General features: G+C 54.4%; 19 protein-coding genes. 5 read left to right on the top strand and 14 right to left on the bottom strand.

The annotated features are described in order from the left end of the window. Positions 1-76 precede the first annotated feature (76 nt). Complete coding sequence (locus tag BQ5453_RS01250; protein WP_022101459.1) at positions 77-664, bottom strand: BamJ family beta-barrel-assembly machinery protein; 588 nt, start codon at positions 662-664, stop codon at positions 77-79. Positions 665-798: 134 nt separating this feature from the next. Here BQ5453_RS01250 and BQ5453_RS01245 point away from each other — a divergent pair, with 134 nt between their 5' ends. Further along, a complete protein-coding gene (locus BQ5453_RS01245; RefSeq protein ID WP_071121805.1) occupies positions 799-1509 on the top strand; it encodes a Sir2 family NAD-dependent protein deacetylase in 711 nt (236 codons plus the stop codon). A gap of 408 nt (positions 1510-1917) precedes the next feature. On the opposite strand, the gene BQ5453_RS01240 is transcribed toward BQ5453_RS01245, so the two are convergent. Further along, positions 1918-2811 (bottom strand): tyrosine recombinase, encoded by an 894-nt coding sequence (locus BQ5453_RS01240; RefSeq protein ID WP_071121804.1) that lies wholly within the window; start codon positions 2809-2811, stop codon positions 1918-1920. Positions 2812-2979: 168 nt separating this feature from the next. Between BQ5453_RS01240 and aroQ the strand changes: the two genes are divergently transcribed. The 3 genes from aroQ to BQ5453_RS01225 all read left to right on the top strand — a co-directional run bounded on the left by aroQ (position 2980) and on the right by BQ5453_RS01225 (position 6141). Beyond that, positions 2980-3423: a type II 3-dehydroquinate dehydratase gene (gene aroQ, locus BQ5453_RS01235; RefSeq protein WP_071121803.1), complete on the top strand. Its 444-nt coding sequence runs from the start codon at positions 2980-2982 to the stop codon at positions 3421-3423. A gap of 347 nt (positions 3424-3770) precedes the next feature. Then, positions 3771-5213, top strand: a complete 1443-nt coding sequence (gene pyk, locus BQ5453_RS01230) for a pyruvate kinase (protein WP_071121802.1) — start codon at positions 3771-3773, stop codon at positions 5211-5213. Positions 5214-5514: 301 nt separating this feature from the next. Further along, positions 5515-6141: an O-methyltransferase gene (locus BQ5453_RS01225; RefSeq protein WP_071121801.1), complete on the top strand. Its 627-nt coding sequence runs from the start codon at positions 5515-5517 to the stop codon at positions 6139-6141. Between the two features lie 637 nt (positions 6142-6778). On the opposite strand, the gene BQ5453_RS14260 is transcribed toward BQ5453_RS01225, so the two are convergent. The 8 genes from BQ5453_RS14260 to nadA form a co-directional block, all read right to left on the bottom strand. Next, the gene (locus BQ5453_RS14260) at positions 6779-6955 is read right to left on the bottom strand and encodes a hypothetical protein (protein WP_154668725.1); all 177 of its coding nucleotides are present in this window, start codon (positions 6953-6955) and stop codon (positions 6779-6781) included. 33 nt (positions 6956-6988) lie between these two features. Continuing rightward, positions 6989-9304 (bottom strand): RICIN domain-containing protein, encoded by a 2316-nt coding sequence (locus tag BQ5453_RS01220; protein ID WP_071121800.1) that lies wholly within the window; start codon positions 9302-9304, stop codon positions 6989-6991. Between the two features lie 566 nt (positions 9305-9870). After that, positions 9871-11097, bottom strand: a complete 1227-nt coding sequence (locus BQ5453_RS01215) for an FtsX-like permease family protein (RefSeq protein ID WP_071121799.1) — start codon at positions 11095-11097, stop codon at positions 9871-9873. Then, entirely contained in the window at positions 11090-11470 is a 381-nt protein-coding gene (rbfA, locus tag BQ5453_RS01210; RefSeq protein WP_071121798.1) for a 30S ribosome-binding factor RbfA, read from the bottom strand. The genes BQ5453_RS01215 and rbfA overlap by 8 nt, the downstream gene beginning before the upstream one ends. Positions 11471-12064: 594 nt before the next feature. Next, the gene (locus tag BQ5453_RS01205; RefSeq protein WP_071121797.1) at positions 12065-13864 is read right to left on the bottom strand and encodes an aminopeptidase P family protein; all 1800 of its coding nucleotides are present in this window, start codon (positions 13862-13864) and stop codon (positions 12065-12067) included. A 47-nt stretch (positions 13865-13911) separates the two neighbouring features. Beyond that, entirely contained in the window at positions 13912-14256 is a 345-nt protein-coding gene (locus BQ5453_RS01200) for a HigA family addiction module antitoxin (RefSeq protein ID WP_022101581.1), read from the bottom strand. A gap of 67 nt (positions 14257-14323) precedes the next feature. Next, positions 14324-14641, bottom strand: a complete 318-nt coding sequence (locus BQ5453_RS01195) for a type II toxin-antitoxin system RelE/ParE family toxin (protein ID WP_071121796.1) — start codon at positions 14639-14641, stop codon at positions 14324-14326. A 14-nt stretch (positions 14642-14655) separates the two neighbouring features. Beyond that, positions 14656-15642, bottom strand: a complete 987-nt coding sequence (gene nadA / locus BQ5453_RS01190; protein WP_022101583.1) for a quinolinate synthase NadA — start codon at positions 15640-15642, stop codon at positions 14656-14658. 515 nt (positions 15643-16157) lie between these two features. On the opposite strand from nadA, the gene BQ5453_RS01185 reads away from it, so the two are divergent. Continuing rightward, complete coding sequence (locus tag BQ5453_RS01185) at positions 16158-17150, top strand: malate dehydrogenase (protein ID WP_022101584.1); 993 nt, start codon at positions 16158-16160, stop codon at positions 17148-17150. Between the two features lie 727 nt (positions 17151-17877). On the opposite strand, the gene BQ5453_RS01180 is transcribed toward BQ5453_RS01185, so the two are convergent. The 4 genes from BQ5453_RS01180 to BQ5453_RS14255 all read right to left on the bottom strand — a co-directional run bounded on the left by BQ5453_RS01180 (position 17878) and on the right by BQ5453_RS14255 (position 19923). After that, positions 17878-18363 (bottom strand): DUF4252 domain-containing protein, encoded by a 486-nt coding sequence (locus BQ5453_RS01180; protein WP_071121841.1) that lies wholly within the window; start codon positions 18361-18363, stop codon positions 17878-17880. 11 nt (positions 18364-18374) lie between these two features. After that, positions 18375-18926: a hypothetical protein gene (locus tag BQ5453_RS01175; RefSeq protein ID WP_071121795.1), complete on the bottom strand. Its 552-nt coding sequence runs from the start codon at positions 18924-18926 to the stop codon at positions 18375-18377. Next, positions 18916-19428, bottom strand: a complete 513-nt coding sequence (locus tag BQ5453_RS01170; RefSeq protein ID WP_071121794.1) for an RNA polymerase sigma factor — start codon at positions 19426-19428, stop codon at positions 18916-18918. Before BQ5453_RS01170 ends, BQ5453_RS01175 begins: the two co-directional genes overlap by 11 nt. A 324-nt stretch (positions 19429-19752) precedes the next feature. After that, a complete protein-coding gene (locus tag BQ5453_RS14255) occupies positions 19753-19923 on the bottom strand; it encodes a hypothetical protein (RefSeq protein ID WP_154668724.1) in 171 nt (56 codons plus the stop codon).

Below are 19923 nucleotides of genomic sequence, written 5' to 3'. Positions count from 1 at the left end.
AACGGGTTGACGAGTTGACGGGGTAACCTCTTCAACTTTTCAACTCTTCAACTCTTCAACTCTTAAACTCTCCCTATCAGCCTTCGATGCTGATGAGTTCGACGTCGAAGATGAGTGCTGCGTAGGGAGGGATGGCCTGTCCTGCGCCACGTTCGCCGTATGCGAGGTTGTAGGGAATGAAGAAGCGGTACTTAGAGCCAGTGGGCATGAGCTGTACGCCTTCGGTCCAGCCGGCGATGACGCCGTTGAGTGGGAACACGGCAGGTTCGCCGCGGCGGTATGATGAGTCGAACACCTGTCCGTTGGTGAGTGTGCCCTCGTAGTGGCACTTTACGCGGTCGGTGGCTTTGGGCTTGGGGCCATTACCCTCGGTGATGACGGTGTACTGGAGTCCGCTGGGGAGTACTACGACGCCGTCTTTCTTGGCGTTTTCGGCAAGGAATTGCTCGCCTTCTTGGCGTATGGCGCGTGTGGCCTCCTCTTGCTGTTGCTGCATGAAGTTGTTGACGAGCTGCTGTGCTTCCTGGTCGGTGAGTTCACAGGTTTGGCCTTGCATGACGCTGTCGATGGCGCGTGCGAAATCGGCGCTGCTGAGGTTCTTTACTCCCATGCCTTTGAGGTTGTGGCCGATGACCATGCCGAGGGCGTAGCTGAGTTTTTCCATAATGGTGTGTTGTGTTGTATTGTGTTATTGTTTGTATGATTTGGGTGCAAAAGTACAATTATTTCTTGCATCTGTGTCACACTCGGAGGGGTTTTTGTATATTTGGGGTGTTTAGTTACTTTATTATTAAGGTTATGACGAAGAAGAAGATTGTGGCGCTTACGGGCGCTGGTATTAGTGCTGAGAGTGGTTTTTCGACATTCAGGGGTGCCGGTGGTTTGTGGGGGCGCTACCCTGTGGAGCAGGTGGCTACGCCTGAGGGGTGGGCTGCTGACCCTGACTTGGTGACGGACTTTTACAACGGGCTTCGCAGTCAGCTTGACGAGGCTGAGCCTAACGCGGGGCACCGCATACTGGCTGAGCTTGAGAGTGACTTTGATGTGACGGTGGTGACGCAGAATGTGGACGACTTGCATGAGAGGGCGGGTTCGACAGATGTGATTCACTTGCATGGTGAGCTGCGTGATGTGTGCTCGTCGGCTGCGCCGAATGATGCGCGTTACCGCCGGCGTCTGGCTCCTGGCGAGGTGGTGGAGCATGGGCAGCTGTCGGGTGACGGGTCGCTGGAGCGTCCGTTCATTGTGTGGTTTGGCGAGGCGGTGCCTATGCTTGAGGTGGCTGCCGAGGCTGCTGCGCGGGCTGATGTGTTTTTGATAGTGGGCACGTCGCTTAATGTGTATCCGGCTGCGGGGCTGATAGGTTATGTGCCTGCGGGGGCTGAGGTGATGCTTGTTGACCCTAACCCTGTGCGGGTGCCGAGCACGCGGCGCGTGGAGGTGATTGCCGAACCTGCGTCGAGGGGCATGGAGGTAGTGCGGGAGAGGCTGCGCGCTGTAATGGGCTGACGCTGAGACATAGAGTGTTTAACGGCTATTCGCCGTTGCGCTTACCGCGGAAACATAAGAACATAAGCTACATAAGAAACATATAAGGCCGCTGCGCGGCTGACGGCCACGGACTAACGTCCGGGTGGCCTCAAGAAACATAAGGGCTGACGCCGTAGCGGGGCTTGGCAGCCGCTAACGCGGTAAACAAAAGAACATAAGGACATAAGGACATAAGGGCTGACGCCGTAGTATTACATATAGTAACGCTACGGCGTCAGCCCTTATGTTTCTTGAGGCCACCCGGACGATAGTCCGTGGCCGACAGCCGCGCAGCGGCCTTATATGTTTCTTATGTAGCTTATGTTCTTATGTCTCCGCGGTAAGCGCAACGGCGAACAGCCGTTAAACACTCTATGCCTCAGCCCATTACAGCGCGCGTGGCAGGTGCTCTTGGAGTTGCTCGCGCAGGAATTGGCGGTCGATGTGGGTGTAGAGCTGGGTGGTGCGTATGCTTTCGTGGCCAAGCATGGCCTGTATGGCTCGGAGGTTGGCACCGCCCTCGAGGAGGTGGGTGGCGAAGGTGTGGCGCAGGGTGTGGGGGGAGATGGGACGGGTGATGCCGGCACGGGCGGCCAGCACTTGTATGGTGTGGAACACGGTGATGCGCGAGAGGTGCTGGCGGCGGCGGAATGAGAGGAAGAGGTAGTCGTCCTCACCGGGTTTGGGGGTGATGTGGCAACGGTCGTCGAGCCAGAACTGCAGCTCGCGCACGGCACGGGGCGACATGGGCACGAAACGCTGTTTGGCCCCCTTGCCTATGACGTTGAGGAAGGCGTCGGCGATGTAGACGTCGGCGAGGGTGAGGTTGCAGAGTTCGCTGACGCGCAGACCGCAGCTGTAAAGAAGCTCGATGATGGCGCGGTCGCGGTGGCCTGTGGGTTCGGAGAGGTCGATGGCGGCCTCGAGTGCGTCGACCTCGGCTATGGTGAGCACGGTGGGGAGGTGGGCCGGGCGGCGTGGCATTTCGAGCATTTCGGTGGGGTCGGCGGTGATGATGCCTTGTGCGAGGAGGTAGTGGAACCATGAACGCACGCCGCTGAGTATGCGGCAGACGCTGACGGGGGAGATGCCGAGGTCGATGAGGGTGTAGGCAAAGCGGTGGAGGTGGTCGAGGGTGACGGTGTGGGGCTGGAGGCCTTGGTCGGCCATGTAGCTGAGGAGTTTTTCAACGTCGGCGATGTAGGCTTGGGCTGTGTTGGAGGCCATGCCTTTTTCGAGCATGAGGTGGGCTTTGTAATTATCGAGTGATATGGTGGGCATATTTGATTGAAAATTAGTAACTTTGCGGTGCGGAACTTTTGACTCTGGCGTTGTTGGCCGGAGGGCGGGTTCCGTGCAAAGTTACAATTTACTTGTCAAAACCATTGGCGGAGCTGGTCGTTAACTGGCTGGGCTGATGGTGTGTGATGACTATTTGCTACAGATTTTATGAAAATCCTCATTATGAATGGCCCTAACCTGAATTTGCTTGGCGAACGTGAGCCTGGCATTTATGGCAGGGGTACGATGGACGATTGCATGGAGGGTCTGCGGAGGGCTTTTCCGGAGGTTGAGCTGGTGTATTACCAGAGCAATGTGGAGGGGTTCTTGATAGACCGCTTGCAGCAGGCGCGCTCTGAGGGTGTGGCTGGTGTGGTGCTGAATGCTGGTGCTTATACGCACACGAGTGTGGCGCTGCATGATTGTATACGGTCGCTGCAGATGCCTGTAGTGGAGGTGCATATTAGTAATGTGCACCGCCGTGAGGAGTTCAGACACCGGTCGATGATATCGGCTGCGTGTGCGGGGGTGATATGCGGCTTTGGCCTTGACTCGTACCGACTGGCGGTGAGCGCTATTGTGCAGGCTGGCGGCGAGGGACGGGAGGCTTAATAGGCATAAGAGGCATATTAGGCGGGAGCTTATGAGCTGGAGCTTAATGGGCTATGATATAATTCAACTTTCGGATTTGGCAAGTGCGGGCTGAAGGCCCAAGTATTTACTTAGCCCAGGGCAACACCCTGGGTGAAATTGAGCAAGGTTGTGGCGCCCTGTAAGGGCAGAAGTAGAAAAACTTCATCATACTTTTGCCCTTACAGGGCGTCACTTTCCCTCTTGATGACAACCCAAGGCGCTGCCTTGGGCTATGGAATTCATTGGGCCTTCAGCCCGCCCTTGCTAAATTCGAAACTTGATTGATATATTTGCTTTCACGAGAAAATAACTATACTTGACTATCAATAATGTATAAGAAGACTAAGATTGTTGCGACGATTTCGGACATGCGCTGCGACGTGGGCATGATTCAGCGCCTGTATGATGCTGGTATGAATGTGGTGCGCCTTAACACAGCGCATCAGGACGCTGTGGGCATGAAACGGGTGATTGATAATGTGCGCGAGGTGTCAAGCCACTTGGCTATTCTTGTTGACACTAAGGGCCCGGAGGTGCGTACCACGGTGACTGATCAGCCTATTGACTATCATAAGGGTGATATTGTGACGATTGTGGGACGACCTGAACAACGTACTACGCGCGACGTGATAGCTGTGAGCTACCCTGGTTTTGTGGACGACTTGAACGTGGGGGCTCAGATACTGATTGACGATGGCGACCTGGGGCTGCGCGTGGACCATAAGGAGGACGGACAGCTGATTTGCCACGTGGAGAATGATGCAACGCTGGGCTCGCGCAAGAGCGTGAATGTGCCGGGTGTGCGCATTAACTTGCCTGCGCTGACTGAGAAGGATAAGCGTAACATTGAATTTGCCATTGACTATGACGTGGCGTTTATTGCTCACAGCTTTGTGCGCTCGAAGGAGGACGTGAAGGAGGTGCGCGACATACTGGACGCTCACGACAGTGACATTCGTATCATTGCGAAGATTGAGAACCAGGAGGGCGTGGACAACATTGACGAGATACTTGAGGCTGCTGACGGCATTATGGTGGCTCGCGGTGACTTGGGCATTGAGGTGCCGCAGGAGTTTATTCCGGGTATTCAGCGCCGCTTGGTGGATAAGGCTATCAGGGCGCACAAGCCTGTGATTGTGGCTACGCAGATGTTGCAGAGCATGATTCATAACCCGCGCCCCACGCGTACGGAGGTAACGGACATTGCAAATGCGGTGTACTCGCGTGCTGACGCGCTGATGCTGTCGGGCGAGACGGCTTACGGCGACTACCCCGAGGAGGCTGTGAAGACGATGGCTACTGTGGCCTGGCAGGCTGAGAGGGATACGTTTAAGGAGTTTGGCGATGTGGATATTCCGCTGTCGGAGAACCCTGATGTAACGGAGTTTTTCTCAAAGGAGGCTGTGATGGCTACTAAGCGCATGAAGTTGCGTGCTATCATTATGGACTCGTACACGGGTCGTACGGCGCGCTATGTAAGCTCGTTCCGCGGCGAGAGTACAATTTTGGCTATTTGCTATAAGGCTAAGACGGTGCGCCACCTGGCGCTGCAGTATGGTGTGTATGCTATTTATATGCCTATGAAGAGTTATGGCCATGAGTTTTTGCTGGCGGCGCTGCGCAAGTTGCTGTCGGACAATATGCTGAAACCTGAGGACCGCATTTGCTACCTTGGCTCGCAACGCAAGGAGCAGAGTACGTCGTTTATGGAAATGAATATTGTGAAGAACCTCTTCAGAAATGAGGGGGAGGACGCGCTGCCTAACTGATAAGCTTTAGCTCTGAACGCCAGCATAAAGCGCAAGCTTAAATGGGGGCGACGCGTCCCGCGTCGGGAAAAATTGTGCACGTCAGTTATGATGATTGACATGTACCGACGCGGGACGCGTCGCCCCCATTTGGGTTTGCGCTTTGTGCTGGTGCTTTGTGCTGGCGATTTGCTTGAGATGCCCCGATGCGTGACACATCACCCCCAGCCCTGCTCACAAGAGTTACTTTTTAACCTCATAACCTTATAACCTCATAACCCAATCCCTCATAACCTTATAACCTCATAACCTCACCCCTCCCATGACTATTGACGATTACATACTCTCACACACTACTGCGCCCGATGATTACTTGAAACGGCTGTACCGGGCTACTAACTTGCACTTGCTGCGGCCACGCATGGCGTCGGGCCACTTGCAGGGGCAGCTGCTGCGCATGATGATGCAGATGCTGCGGCCTCGCACGGTGGTGGAGATTGGCACTTACTCGGGATACTCGGCGCTGGCTATGGCTTCGGGCATGGAGGCTGACGGACGGGTGGTGACGTTTGAGGTGAATGATGAGCAGGAGTGTTTTACGCGTCCTTGGCTCGAGGGGGCGCCTTACCCTGCGCGGGTTGAGATGGTGGTGGGTGATGTGTTTGAGTTGCTGCCGCCAATGGGACTGGATATTGATGTGGCGTTTGTTGATGCTAACAAGCGTGAGTATGTGGCGTATTATGAACTGCTGATGCCGATGATGCACAGTGGGTCGGTGATGCTGGCGGATAATACGCTGTGGGACGGGCATGTGGTGGACGCGGCGTATGATAATGATGCGCAGACGGCGGCTATCAAGGAGTTTAACGACCATGTGGCGGCTGACGAGCGGGTGGAGCAGCTTATTTTGCCTGAACGCGACGGGCTGTCGGTGATTAGGGTGAAGTGAGGCTGCCGCCGTAGCGGGGATTGGTTGCCGCTAACGCGGGAGACAGAAGAACATAAGGACATAAGAACATAAGATATGACGTTCGTGTTAGCCGCTTACCGCGGAGACATAAGAACATAAGCTACATAAGAAACATATAAGGCCGCTGCGCGGCTGACGGCCACGGACTTGCGTCCGGGTGGCCTCAAGAAACATAAGGGCTGACGCCGTAGCGGGGCTTGGCAGCCGCTAACGCGGGAGACAGAAGAACATAAGGACAGAAGAACATAAGGGCTGACGCCGTAGTATTACATATAGTAACGCTACGGCGTCAGCCCTTATGTTTCTTGGGCCACGCGGACGTTAGTCCGTGGCCAGCCGCGCAGCGGCCTTATATGTTTCTTATGTAGCTTATGTTCTTATGTTTACCGCGGTAAGCGGCTAACACGAACGTCATATCTTATGTTCTTATGTCCTTATGTTCTTCTGTTTGCCGCGTTAGCGGCTGACACAAACGATATACTACTTCTGTTCTTATGTCTCCCGCGTTAGCGGAGCACATTAAATAAGCCGCGCAAGGACTGCAACCTGTGGGGTTGCGCCTTGCGCGGCTCGTTAATATTAATCGTGTTTTAATCTATGAAGATTCGGGGAAGGATTAATCTTCGTTGTCCCAGCCTTCAGAGCTCCAGCCCTTGCCTTCAGAGAAAGAAGTGGTGGGGTCGATAGACTTTGTTTCGTCGTCAACGATAGTCACCTTTGGAGACTCTGCGAGCATCTGCATGGGCTCGAAGTTGATAGCCCTTGATGCGGGTGTGATATATGTAAGTTTCATGTTTTTATCTATGAAATGTGTTTGTAGTTTGTATTACTTTACGATGACTTTCTTGCCATTCTGAATGTAGAGACCCTTAGTAGCCTTTACTACGCGACGACCGCTGAGGTCGAAGATGGGGGCCTTTGCGCTGGCAGGAGCAGCGATGGTGTTGATGCCAGTAACGGCATTGCCAAAGTTCATAACAATAGCGCTTTCGCCGTTGCCAAGGAGGTATGCCTTGTTGCTGGGCAGTGAACCAGCCTTGCAGGGATAGAAGGCAGTGCCTTCAGAGCCGTTGCCAAGGATATAGCCTTCGCCAGCAGTCAGAGTCTTGGCAACACCGGCAGAGTGGCCGAGCTGGTTGCCAGTGATGGTGGCAGCAGTTTCGCCTGCAGCGGGAACCATTGTGGCAGCTTCGCCAGACTCAGAAGTAAGGATTACGCCTTGGTTGGCGGGGATAGCCTGTGCGTCGATGGCAGTCATAGTGGCCTCAGTGCCCTTAGCGCTTACATAGTATGCCTTAACGCCCTCGGGAATGATGGTGGCAAAAGGTGCGCTGAATGTGGCGATGTGGCTTACACCATTGATGTTTTGGGCATCGTGGAAGGTGATGGTGTTGGGATAGGTTACTTCTTCGAAAGTGAAAGCTGATGAGTTGTTTTCATCGTAGAAGTTGTCAAAACCAGCTTTCAGGAAAGAACCTGTTTTTGTAACGATGTAGTATGACTGAGAAGTACTTTCTTTATTACCACGCTTAGCACCGAAAGAGAGACAACCGAACACGTCGGGGTTTGCTGCTACAGTAAAGGTGTTGTAGTCGGCATCGTAAGATGCGGTGTAGCCCAAATTGTTGTTGGTGCAGTCTGTTGTTGCGTTACCGCGCCATGTGAGGTATGTGCCAGAGTTGTTGGCGAATACATATTTGTCGCCTACCTTGTGGCAGATGTAAGTAGCCTCGATGGGGAGTTCTCCCTCGCCACGAACGATCATTGAAGTACCATCTTCCTGATATTTCATGTAACGCTTACCACCTGTTTTGTGAATGTTGGTGATTACATAAGCCTTACCGTCTTCGGGCATTTGGATAGAGGTCTTGTCGTTTTTGTATGCTTCGAGAGCAGCTGCGATGGCAACTGCATCTGTGGATGTCTTTACGGCATTTTCCAATGCGATGCGGGTTGCAGCTTCCACTGTAGGATAGCCTACACCAGTCTTGGCAAGAGCCTCTTTGGCAAGTTGCGTGATTGCTTCCAGGTTGTGGGTGTAGTTTACATTGATGGTTTTGCCTTCAATTGAGACTGCGACATCATAGCCCGTAAGTTCTTTTGCTGTGAAATCGCCTACTGCAGGAGCTGTAGCGATATTGAAGAAGCCACCATTCTTGGCTTTCTCGTTTGTAGAGTTGTAAGTAACATAGCCATCGGCATTGTTACAATTTACAGTGTAGAGAGAAGTGTAAGACGCATCGTCGAATTTGAAGAGGTCTTGAGCAAGATCCTTACTGGCACTCCCCCATATAGACGCTTGATAACCTGCATTAGCATTTCCCGCATCAAGTTTATTGCTAAAGAAATGGTATGTTCCATCAGTCCAAGCAATATCAAGAGTCTTAAAAGTACCTGAATTGCTTGTGCCAAGAGGGGTTCCTTCACCATTAACCAAAGTCAACTTATTGCCTATTGCAGATGTGACATGCCATACGTATTTGTTGCTTACCGTGGTGGGCAACTGGCCACCACGTGTAACGTTGTCTTGATTGAAGTCATTATAGAGGTAAGGACCACGACCGTCATCTTTAGTTCGCATGGTGTAATAACCATTAAGGTCTATTTGCTCATGGAACTCCCAAGTATTGTTAGCATTAGCATTACTATACCACTGACCAATCATAGCGTTGCCATTATCATCAGTACCACGATTATTCCAGCCATTTTGACCATCTTTTGGTATTATATTCCAACCATCGCCTTGGGCACTAATAGTCCACTTGCAGGCATCATCAGGGGTACCATCAGTTACCTCCTTGACAGCAACGTTACCCTCTGCATTTTTATTACCATCAGCACCTATGGTGTTGATAGCAAAGACATAACGGGTTCCGTCGGCAGCCGGTTTGATGTAGAAGTAACCGTCTCCTGTACTTACAACGGTGAAGAGGCTACGGGTATCACACTGGTTCCAGTTAGAGAGCACATTGTACTCTGTACCATCAAAAGTTTTCTTACAGTTGGTGTTCCAGATAGCATACTTGCTGTCACCCTTACACTTAATAAGGTACTTCGCGCCATCTTTGGGTACGAAGTCGGCGGCTGTTGCTCCAATAATGCACGTGAGGAGCAACGCCAAGAAAGTTGTAATTTTTTTCATTTGGTGTTGTTAAAATATATGGTTATAAAATCCTGTGTTTGCTGTTGCGGGCAATGCGTTAATAAAGAGTAGGTAGGTAGTGTGCTTGCTTTCGTTAGATTTTACGGGGCAAATATAGAGAGTTGTTTTATTTCGTGCAAGTTTTTTGCAATATTTTTTGATATTATGCTTGATTATGTGACATTTATGGGGACAGTGTGGTCGCGAGCGTGGCCTGCCAGCCGCTAACGCGGGAGACATAAGAACAGAAGGACATAAGGACATAAGGCCGCTGCGCGGCTGTTGACGCGCTTACCGCGGAGACATAAGAACATAAGCTACATAAGAGACATATAAGCCGCTGCGCGGCGGACGGCCACGGACTTGCGTCCGGGTGGCCTCAAGAAACATAAGGGCTGACGCCGTAGCGTTACTATTCGCTACGGCGTCAGCCTTATATGTTTCTTATGTAGCTTATGTTCTTATGTCTCCGCGGTAAGCGGCTAACACAAACGTCATATCTTCTGTTCTTATGTCCTTATGTCCTTATGTCTCCCGCGTTAGCGGCGGCCGAACACGCTACTGCATCAGCGGCGGCTGAGGTAGCGCACGGGGTACCATACGGCGAGGGAGCCTACCACAACTACGGTGAGGAGGACGATGAGCACGTCGAGGGCATGGACACTGACGGGATAGGCGTCGATGATGAAGTTGCCACCCGACGAGGAGAGGCTGATGAAACCGAAGGTTTGCTGCAGCCAGCACAGCAGGAGGCCGAGCACGATACCGATGACGGCGCCGAGGAGGGTGATGAGACGGCCCTCGTAGAGGAAGATGCGGAATATCATGCTGTCGGTGGCTCCAAGATGACGCAGGGTGGCCATGTCGCCACGCTTTTCGATGATGAGCATGGACACAGAACCGATGATGTTGAAACAGGCTACCATGACGATGAAGGTGAGGAAGAGGTAGGCCATGAGCTTTTCGATTTGCATGACGTTGAACACGTCCTGCTGCTGCTCAAGCTGATCCTGCACCTTGAAACGGCTGCCTGCCACCTGCTGCATGCGCGACTTGACGGTCTGGAGGTCGGCCCCGGGACGTAGTTTTAGCTCAAGACCGCTCACGCAACCGGGTTGCTCGAAGAGGGCTTGGGCAAAGGTGAGGGAGGTGATGAGGTAGTTGTCATCGTACTTGCGCTGGTTGACGTTGAAGCAGACGCGGGGTGAGGTGATGTCGAGGGCGTTGATGCTCTCGCCGGGGTTGGCCAGGTTGATGCGCTCGCCCTTGCGGGGGGCGCATATCTGGAGTGTGCCGTAGTCGATGCTGCCCATGGCGGAGGCCAGGCCGATGCCGGGTATGCCGTACTCGATGGTGCCGCGGTGGAGCTGGTAGGTGCCTGTGCCGTAGAGTATGGAGCGTATGCCGGTGACGTGGTCGTAGTGGTCGTCGACGCCCTTGAGGGTGATGATGGTGGGACGGCCGCGGAAGAGTATGAGGGCGTTGTCCTCGAGGCAGTATGAGGCGGCCTCCACCTCGGGCATGGTGGCCATACGCTGCAGGGCGGGGTCGTCGGCGGTGACGAGTTTGCCCTGGGTGGGCACTACCTCGATGGGGGGGTCGAAGGCGGTGTAGAGGGAGCCGATGAGGTCGTGAAAGCCATTGAACACGCTCAGGGTGCAGAGCAGGGCTGCCGTGCCGAAGGCTACGCCTGTGACGGCTATGCCGGATATGATGTTGATGCTGGCCACGCGTTTGCGCGAGAAGAGGTAGCGCAAGGCCATGAACCATGGCAGGCGTTGGCTGTTAAGCATGGCTCGGGGTGGTGTCGTCGGGTTGTGGTTTGTGTGTGCCTTCGTTGAGCAGGCTGTCGATGTGGTCGAGGTAGTCGAGGGAGTCGTCGATGAAGAACTTTAGCTCGGGTATGATGCGGAGCTGGTGGCGCACGCGTGTGCCGAGTTCGTAGCGCACTTGCCGGGTGTTGGCGTTGATGTTGTCGAGTATTTCGTGGGCGCGCTCTGAGGGGAATATGCTCAGGTAGCCGCGGGCTATGCTGAGGTCGGGACTTACGCGCACGGCGCTTACTGACACGAGCACACCGTGGGTGGCTTGTGTCTGACGCTGGAATATGTCACTTAGCTCCTTCTGTATCAATCGAGCTATCTTTTGTTGTCTTGTTGTTTCCATATTTGTAAGTGTGTGTTATTGATTAGGGGTAAAGAGTTTTTTTTGGGGGGGGAGTCAAGCACGAAACGCAAGCTCTGGATATGAGCACAAGACGCTCGCTCTAATGGGGGCGACGCGTCTCGCGTCGGTGCTACTCAAGCACCCAGGCACTAACCGCTAACGCGGAAAACATAAGAACATAAGGACATAAGAACATAAGTGTTTCAAGACATACGGGCATGGACTTGCGTCCATGTGCCCTCAAGAACATAAGGGCTACGCCGTTACAACCTCGAGCGTCATATTATATATGTAAGGAAGCAAAAGCACCAAGCACGCTACGGCGTCAGCCCTTATGTTTCTTGAGGCCACATGGACGCAAGTCCGTGGCCGTCATCCGCGCAGCGGCCTTATGTGTTTCTTATGTAAACTTATGTTCTTATGTTTCCGCGGTAAGCGGCTAACACAAACGTTATCTTATGTTCTTATGTCCTTATGTCCTTATGTTTCCCGCGTTAGCGGTTAGTGGCTGAGTTGTACCGACGCGGGACGCGTCGCCCCCATTAGAGCTAGAGTTTGTGCTTGAGTTTGTTGCCAGCGCCCTGTGCCTGCCGCCTACCCGCGGTCGTCCTCGATGCTTGCTGTGGCGCGGGCCAGCCATATTTTGTCGGCCTCGTCGGTGAGCAGCGGCATGAGGCGGCGGCGCACCACCATGTGGTAGGCGTTGATTTGCTCCACCTCGTCGGGGGAGAGCATGTCGCGCTCTACGGCACGCAGGTCGTAGGGACAGAGGGTGAGGGTTTCGAAACGCAAGAAACGGCCAAAATCCGTCTCACGCGACGGTACGCAAAGGAGCGTGTTCTCGATGCGCACGCCAAAGCGCCCTTCAACATAGATGCCGGGCTCGTCGGTAATGGTCATGCCGGGTTCGAAGGGTATGAGTGTGCAGGGACGCACATTTTTGCGTATCTGGTGCGGACCCTCGTGCACACACAGGTGGGAACCCACGCCGTGACCCGTGCCGTGGCCAAAGTCGTAGCCGGCAGCCCACATGTCCTGGCGTGCGGCAAGGTCGAGCTGCAGACCCGTGGTGCCCTCGGGAAACTGCAGGTGCGCCAGTCGCAGATGGCCCTTGAGCACAAGGGTGTAGACGCGGCGCTCCTCGGCGGTGAGGTTGCCAAGGACTATGGTGCGTGTGAGGTCGGTGGTGCCGCAGTCGTACTGTGCACCGCTGTCGAGCAAGAGCAGGCCGTGGGGGGTGAGGCGCACATTGGTGCGGGGGGTGGCCTCGTAGTGTACGATGGCTCCGTGGGCGCCACAGGCGGCTATGGTGGGGAAACTCAGTTCGCAATAGCCGGGCTGCTGGGCGCGCAGGGCGGTGAGCTTTTCGTCGGCCGAGATTTCGGTAACCTCGTTGCCGGCGGCTTGCTGCTCGTCGAGCCAGCGCAGAAATTGTACCATGGCCACACCGTCGCGCAGCATGGCCTGGCGAAAGCCTTCGGCCTCGGCCTCGGTCTTGATGGCGCGCCAACCCTCGAGGGGCGAACTGAAGGTGGGCTGCTGCCGTGGGTCGGCACACAGCGACATGGTGGCCTGCGAGGGGTCGAGGCGTGTGGTGTGGGTGGCCACCCAGGGTGCCGCGGCCTCGTAGGGCTGCACGGCTACCCCACCCTCGTGCAGCTGGGCGCTGGCCTCGGCGGTGAGGGTGCTGGTGTGGGTAAAGAGGGTGAAGCGGCCCGTGGCGGGCTCGTAGCCCAGGTAGCCCACAAACACGGGGTTGTAGGCCGCATCGGCCCCGCGCAGGTTGAGCAGCCATGCCAGGTCGGCCAGGTCGGTAAAGAGGCAGGCGTCGGTCATGCCGCTCTTGCTGAGGTGCTGGCGCAGGCGTTCGAGCTTTTGCTGCATGGTGGCCCCGGCATAGGTGGCGGGCTGCACCACGATGGGTTCTGCCGGCACGGCGGGACGGTCGGTCCACAGGGTGTCGAAGGCGTCGGGCAGTGCCACATATTCCAGTCCGTCGGCAGACAGTGCGGCCACGTCAGCCAGTGTCACCATGTCGGCCGGTGCGCTCACGCGTGTGATGCCCTGCGCCTTGAGCCACTGGGCCATGGTGGGCGTGTCGGGGTTGCCCTCGCGCATCAGTGCAAAGGGTGTGCCGTCGAGTTGTGTGGCGGCCTGCAGCCAATAGCGCGAGTCGGTCCACAGTGCGGCAGTGCCACGGGTGGTGACCACGGCCAGACCGGCCGAGCCGTCAAATCCCGTGAGCCACTGGCGGCACTGCCAGCGCACGGGTATGTACTCATCATTGTGCGGGTCGGCAGTGGGCACGATGTATGCCTCTACTGCCCCACCCTCGGCCCCGGCATGGCTTGCGAGCCACTGGCCAAGGGCCTCTACACGTTGGGATATTGTCATGGGTATAAACTTATATGTTGGGTGACGGAGCGGGTACAGCCTTGCATTTACAGCACAGCCGCTATTTTGCGAATGGAACGCAAGCGCTCTACAAACGACTTGTTGCTGCGCTCCTTCTGCATGTCATAATCTGCCTGTAGCCCCAGCCAAATGTTGGCTCTTATGCCAAGGGCTGCCTCAAATATCATGGCGTGGGCTGGAGTAATGGGTGCCTGTCCGTCAATAATCCCCCTCAAACTTTCGGCATCAATGCCTGTGAGTTGTGCAAAACGCTCAACAGTAATGCCTCTTTCAGCTATTTCGTCTGCCAGCAAGTAGCCTGGCGCCGACACATGCTGCGGCGTCAGATTGTTGGCTATCATATTGGGGTCTACATCTTTAAGCGTAATCATTTTGCTGTAAAATGTTTTACGTTGGTTGAATTCTTTGTCAACTTGCTTACCAATTCTGCCAACGCGTTTAATCGTAATGGTTTGAGAGTCCTATTATGTTACACAACGTCAGTACAGACTCGCCTTCAACAGTCTCCACTTCAAACTCTATGCGGTATTGGTCATTCACCCGTACCGAAGACATGCCAGCTTTGTCGCCAGTCAGCACTTCATAGTGCAAGGACTTTATAGAGAACAAATCCTCTACGCGACTCGCCTTTATAAGGAAATTGATGCGGTCTTGATAACGTCGCACAATCTGAGGTTGGAACCTGTATTTCTTTTTCTTCGCAACACCCTGCTCATACAATTCCTTCAGATAGTCTTTCTTGAAAATTACAATCATCGCATGCCAGCCTTCTATTTGCTCAGTTCGAGCATGCGCTCGATGGGCTTGATGGCGCGTGCGGCCACCTCGGCCGGCACCTCAATTTCGGGCCACTCGTAGCGCAGCGTGTTATACACCTTTTCGAGTGTGCAGAGGCGCATATAGTTACACTCGTTGCAGCCGCAGGTGCTGTCGTCGGGCGGCACGGGTATGAAGTGCTTGTCAGGACAGTGCTTCTGCATTTCGTGCAGTATGCCGCTCTCCGTCACCACCAGGAAGGTGTTGCACGGCGAGTCGATGGCATATTTCAGCAGTGCGGCCGTAGAACCCACCACATCAGCCAGTTTCACCACCGCGCCGCGGCATTCGGGGTGCACCAGCACTTTGGCTCCGGGGTGTTCCTTTTTAAGCTCCACGAGTTTCGTCACCGAAAAACGCTCGTGCACATGGCAGCCGCCGTTCCAGAGCAGCATCTGGCGTCCCGTCTGCGCATTGATGTAGTTGCCCAGGTTGTAGTCGGGACCGAAGATGAGCTTGGCGTCCTTGGGGAAAGTTTCGACAATCTTTTTGGCGTTGCTCGACGTCACCACCACATCGGTCAGCGCCTTGACGGCCGCCGTGGTGTTGACATACGACACCACCTGGTAGCCGGGGTGCGCCTTTACAAAGTCGGCAAACTTGTCTGCCGGACAGCTTTCGGCCAGCGAGCATGTGGCATTGAGGTCGGGCACGAGCACCTTTTTCTGCGGACAGAGAATTTTGTTAGTCTCGCCCATAAAGTGCACGCCGCACATCACGATGATGTCGGCATCAGTTTTAGCCGCCTGTTGGGCCAGTCCGAGGCTGTCGCCCACAAAGTCGGCAATATCCTGCAGCACGCCCTCGGTGTAGTAGTGTGCCAGAATGATGGCATTTTTCTCCTTGCACATGCGTCGAATTTCGGCCTTGAGGTCAACGCCCTGCGGCACGGGCTCGTCAACATAGCCCTTCGCTTTCCAGCTATCTTTAATCTGTGTCATTGTCCTTGCGTTATATTCTGTGTGCAAAATTAGTGCAAGGTGAGTGAAGTGCAAAGTGAAAGTTCTTAAAACTTTCGACTTTGCACTTCCGAACCGCAAACATGCTAACGAACTCAAGCACCAAACGCAAGCACTAATGGGGGCGACGCGTCTCGCGTCGGGAAAATAAAAAGAAAAGACACACAAGCCCCACTAAATAACAGCTGCACTATCCCGACGCGAGACGCGTCGCCCCCACTAGAGCTTGCGTTTGGTGCTTGAGTCCTATCGCATGTTCATGTTTTACCAACCAGCAATACCCGTTTTTTGCTTGGCACCTCCCAACCGCAAAAGTTCAAAAAACCTAAAAAAGCGCACAAGCCGAAAGATGTATCAAAAAAATAACGCGTCGCATATACCATAATTCGCGAAAGTTTGTAATTTTGCGGCGTGATACGACACACACCCCCTCCGGTGTGCAACCGTACACACCATACAGACACACATATATAACCAATATATATAGTAATACAACTATGGCATACTTAAGCAATGAGAAACTCGTCATTGTCGGCGCAGGCGGCATGATCGGTTCAAACATGGTACAGAGCGCTTTGATGCTCGGCCTTACTCCCAACATCTGTCTTTACGATATCTACGAACCGGGCGTACACGGCGTGTTCGACGAAATACAGCAGTGCGCATTCCCCGGAGCCAACGTAACCTACACCGTCGACCCCAAAGAGGCCTTTACCGGTGCCAAGTACATCATCTCATCAGGTGGTGCACCCCGTAAGGACGGCATGACTCGTGAGGACCTGCTCAAAGGCAACTGCAAAATTGCTGCCGAATTTGGCGACAACATCAAGAAGTACTGCCCCGATGTAGAGCACGTAGTCGTTATCTTCAACCCTGCCGACGTTACTGCCCTTACAGCACTTATCCACTCAGGCCTCAAGCCCAACCAGCTCACCTCACTCGCTGCACTCGACTCTACTCGCTTGCAGCAGGCTCTCGCCCACGAGTTCGGCGTACAGCAGGACAAGGTGACCGGCGCACACACCTATGGCGGCCACGGCGAACAAATGGCCGTATTTGCCTCACAGGTAAAGGTTGACGGCAAGCCCCTCTCAGAGATGGGACTCTCTGCCGAGCGCTGGGAGGAAATCAAGCACCACACCGTACAGGGTGGTTCAAACATCATCAAGCTCCGTGGCCGCAGCTCATTCCAGAGCCCTGCCTACAACGCTGTCAAGATGATCGAAGCTGCCATGGGCGGCGAACCCTTCACTCTGCCCGCAGGCTGCTACGTAAACTGCGACAAGTGTGGTTACAAGAATGTCATGATGGCCATGCCTACCACTATCGACAAAACCGGTGTGCACTTTACACAGCCCACTGGCACCGAAGAGGAAATGGCTGCCCTCAACAAGTCGTATGAGCACCTCTGCAAGATGCGCGACGAGATTGTTGAACTCGGCATCGTACCTCCCGTTGAGAAGTGGGGCGAGGATAACCCCAACTTGTAATTCATGACATACTCATACATGGACTGAATTTCATTTCTCCATTCATTTTTCCATTAAAATCCAAATATTCGTAGAGGAGACTCCACGAAGAAGATATCCCGCCGCTGTGAAGCGTCGGGATATTTTTTTGTGCACAAAAGCCCGCTGCCGCGAGCCTAATGTGCTAATAGGCTGGCGCCTTAGCGTTGCAAGTAGTAACGCTAAGGCGCCAGCCCTTTTTATTAGGCCTATTATGCCTATTGCCTATCATGCCTATTATGCCTATTGTGCCTAATATGCCCATTATGCCTATTGCCCATCATGCTTATTGCCTATTATGCCTAATATGCCCATCATTACCACCCCCCCGAGCAAAAGATAAAGGGAAGCAAGCAGCCCACCACATTGTGTGCGAGCAACATGCTCCCCTGTTTATCTTGCATAGAGCGCCTGCCAGCAAGTTAGTGCCACACAGCCACCCATTTTGAGAGAGAGAAAACTGAAACCATTATTCCGGGGACCAGAAACAGCCATGCAGCACACAGGTAAAAGGCAAAGTCGTGCACCGCGCCCAGAGGCATACAGTCAAAAGTTGATTGTTTTATTAAAGATCGCTTGCGCCATTATTTCAACCCCGTGGCACGGGCGGGAGCGTTTGATTGTTTTATGATAAAGTGCAAATTGATTGTCAAAAGTCAAGAGCGAGAGACCAAAGCCAAAACAGCCAGGCTCAGCCCGCCCCAGCGCCTCAGCGCCTCATCAGCGTGTCCAGAAAGTCGTTCGTCATGTTACCCGTCAGGTTAATCAAGTCAAAGCGGCCCGAGTGCCTCATCATCAGCACCATCTCCACAATATACTTGCCCCTGCGGCGCACATACAGGCGTTTGCCAGCCCGTTCGGCGTACAACTTGTAGCGCAAGGCATTACGTTCGGCCAGCCGGCGCGCGTTAGCATAAAGGTGCGTCACATCATGCCCCGCCGTGCTGCTCACCAGCCTTATCGACTTGAGCTGCTTCAGCACCTCACGCGTGTGCGAGTCACCCTCCACATCAGGCAGCTGCATCATGCGCTCAAGCATCAGCGGCGACACCGTGGTACACTCCACCGCGCGGCCCTTGCCATAGAGCGACATAAAGCGCGAGGCAAAATCCTGCTCGCCGCCACCCTGTGCACGGGCGGCCACCGCAGCCACAAGGGCCAGCAGCAAAGTCACAAACCAATGTTTCAGTGCCATAGCCCCGCCCATCAGTTCTTGGCAGCCTTGCCAGCCGCATTATGAGTAGCAGAGTCGTTCACAGCAGTCTGTGCGCCCTCCTTAAACATCTCCAGCGTGCGCATGCTCGCCTCGTAAGCCTTCTGCGGATCCTGGTACGAATCCTTGTAAGCCGACTGGTTATAGTCCCAGCCAGCAGCCTGGTCCGTGGCCGAAGGCTGCATAAACGAGTGCTGCGCAGCCGTGCCAAGCAGCGTCACTATGGCCACAGCAGCAGCGGCGCGCCACAGCGGACGCAACCTGCGCCCCAGCGTAATGTGGTGCACCGACACCACACGCCCTGCGGCAGGAGCCTCAGCCCCGTCAGCCACACCGGCAGCTTCCATCACGCGGCGGTCAAAGTCGTCGCCCAGCGTGCTGGCGGCACATTGCTCGGTTTCATATACGAACAAAGCCCTGTAGCGCGCCAGTGCGGCCGGCACGTCCTTTTGGCTGAAAAAAGCCTTCAGTATGCGTTCCTCCTCCTCAGAGGTCTCGCAGGCCCAGTAGCGGTCAAGGAGTTGTTCAATATACTTATAGTCCATAGTTCTCAATTTTTTCGTATTGTGTCTTAACAGCCTTGCGAGCGCGGTGCAGCGTCACCTTAAAGGCGGCCTCCGTCAGCTCCATTGCCCCGGCGGCCTCGGCATAACTCAAACCCTCAATGTCGCGCAACTGCAGCGCCGTGCGCAGCCTTTCGGGCAGAGCGTTGAATATTTGGTGCACCCGCTGCAACTTCTCGTCCCTCTCCAGCCTCTCGTCGGGCCCCGGAGCCGTGTCGCAAGCCTCCGTGCCCGCAGCCTCGAGCGGCTGGTTAGCATTTTCGGCCCGCGCCATGCGGTCGAATGCAAGGTTGCGGCAAATGGTTATGCAGAAAGCCTCCAAGTTCTTCACCCCCGCCAGCTCTGCGCGCCTTGTCCAGGCACGCACCAGCGTGTCCTGCGTCAAGTCTTCCGCCTCTTGGGCGTTGAGCGTGATGCGCAGGCCCACACGGTATATTTTATCCTTTAGCGGAAGGAGGTCTTGTCGAAAATCTATCTCTTTCATTTTTGGCTCTCTGTTATGTAGACGGTCATAGCGGCAAAAAGTTACAGCCCGCACGCACTTTTTTTCAAAAAAATGTGCGAGCGGGCTGTGTTATCAAGCCCATTATGCCTATCAAGCCTATTATGCCCATTGCCTAATATGCCTAATATGCCTAATGTGCCTATTATGCCCAATATGCCCATTATGCCCCACCCCCCAAAAAACACCAATGGGGGCGACACCCCTCGCGCCGGGGCAAAGAGAGTGCAACCCCCTTTTACCCCGATGCGGGACGCATCGCCCCCATTTATGCTTGAGTTTTGAGCTAAAGCTTAATGAGCGCCTTTACTCCTCGCTCCAGCTTTCGCTGCCCCAGCCCTTGGCGGCCGATTCAAACTCCACATTGTCCTGGGCGTCGGCCTGTGAAGTGTTAGCCGTAATCGAACCGTCAAGAATGTGCTGCTCCATGCAGAGCTGTATTACAGTGCCCTCGGGGCGCATATATGTCTTTTTCAT

It is taken from the genome of Prevotellamassilia timonensis (genome assembly GCF_900106785.1).
Classification (GTDB): Bacteria; Bacteroidota; Bacteroidia; order Bacteroidales; family Bacteroidaceae; genus Alloprevotella; species Alloprevotella timonensis.
This window is presented reverse-complemented; position numbering and strand designations above follow the sequence as displayed.

Excerpts from the sequence above, each read along its gene's own strand:
- BQ5453_RS01250 (WP_022101459.1), bottom strand. The coding sequence starts at position 664 with ATGGAAAAACTCAGCTACGCCCTCGGCATGGTCATCGGCCACAACCTC.
- BQ5453_RS01245 (WP_071121805.1), top strand. The coding sequence starts at position 799 with ATGACGAAGAAGAAGATTGTGGCGCTTACGGGCGCTGGTATTAGTGCT.
- BQ5453_RS01240 (WP_071121804.1), bottom strand. The coding sequence starts at position 2,811 with ATGCCCACCATATCACTCGATAATTACAAAGCCCACCTCATGCTCGAA.
- aroQ (WP_071121803.1), top strand. The coding sequence starts at position 2,980 with ATGAAAATCCTCATTATGAATGGCCCTAACCTGAATTTGCTTGGCGAA.
- BQ5453_RS01225 (WP_071121801.1), top strand. The coding sequence starts at position 5,515 with ATGACTATTGACGATTACATACTCTCACACACTACTGCGCCCGATGAT.
- BQ5453_RS14260 (WP_154668725.1), bottom strand. The coding sequence starts at position 6,955 with ATGAAACTTACATATATCACACCCGCATCAAGGGCTATCAACTTCGAG.
- BQ5453_RS01220 (WP_071121800.1), bottom strand. The coding sequence starts at position 9,304 with ATGAAAAAAATTACAACTTTCTTGGCGTTGCTCCTCACGTGCATTATT.
- BQ5453_RS01215 (WP_071121799.1), bottom strand. The coding sequence starts at position 11,097 with ATGCTTAACAGCCAACGCCTGCCATGGTTCATGGCCTTGCGCTACCTC.
- rbfA (WP_071121798.1), bottom strand. The coding sequence starts at position 11,470 with ATGGAAACAACAAGACAACAAAAGATAGCTCGATTGATACAGAAGGAG.
- BQ5453_RS01205 (WP_071121797.1), bottom strand. The coding sequence starts at position 13,864 with ATGACAATATCCCAACGTGTAGAGGCCCTTGGCCAGTGGCTCGCAAGC.
- BQ5453_RS01200 (WP_022101581.1), bottom strand. The coding sequence starts at position 14,256 with ATGATTACGCTTAAAGATGTAGACCCCAATATGATAGCCAACAATCTG.
- BQ5453_RS01195 (WP_071121796.1), bottom strand. The coding sequence starts at position 14,641 with ATGATTGTAATTTTCAAGAAAGACTATCTGAAGGAATTGTATGAGCAG.
- nadA (WP_022101583.1), bottom strand. The coding sequence starts at position 15,642 with ATGACACAGATTAAAGATAGCTGGAAAGCGAAGGGCTATGTTGACGAG.
- BQ5453_RS01185 (WP_022101584.1), top strand. The coding sequence starts at position 16,158 with ATGGCATACTTAAGCAATGAGAAACTCGTCATTGTCGGCGCAGGCGGC.
- BQ5453_RS01180 (WP_071121841.1), bottom strand. The coding sequence starts at position 18,363 with ATGGCACTGAAACATTGGTTTGTGACTTTGCTGCTGGCCCTTGTGGCT.
- BQ5453_RS01175 (WP_071121795.1), bottom strand. The coding sequence starts at position 18,926 with ATGGACTATAAGTATATTGAACAACTCCTTGACCGCTACTGGGCCTGC.
- BQ5453_RS01170 (WP_071121794.1), bottom strand. The coding sequence starts at position 19,428 with ATGAAAGAGATAGATTTTCGACAAGACCTCCTTCCGCTAAAGGATAAA.
- BQ5453_RS14255 (WP_154668724.1), bottom strand. The coding sequence starts at position 19,923 with ATGAAAAAGACATATATGCGCCCCGAGGGCACTGTAATACAGCTCTGC.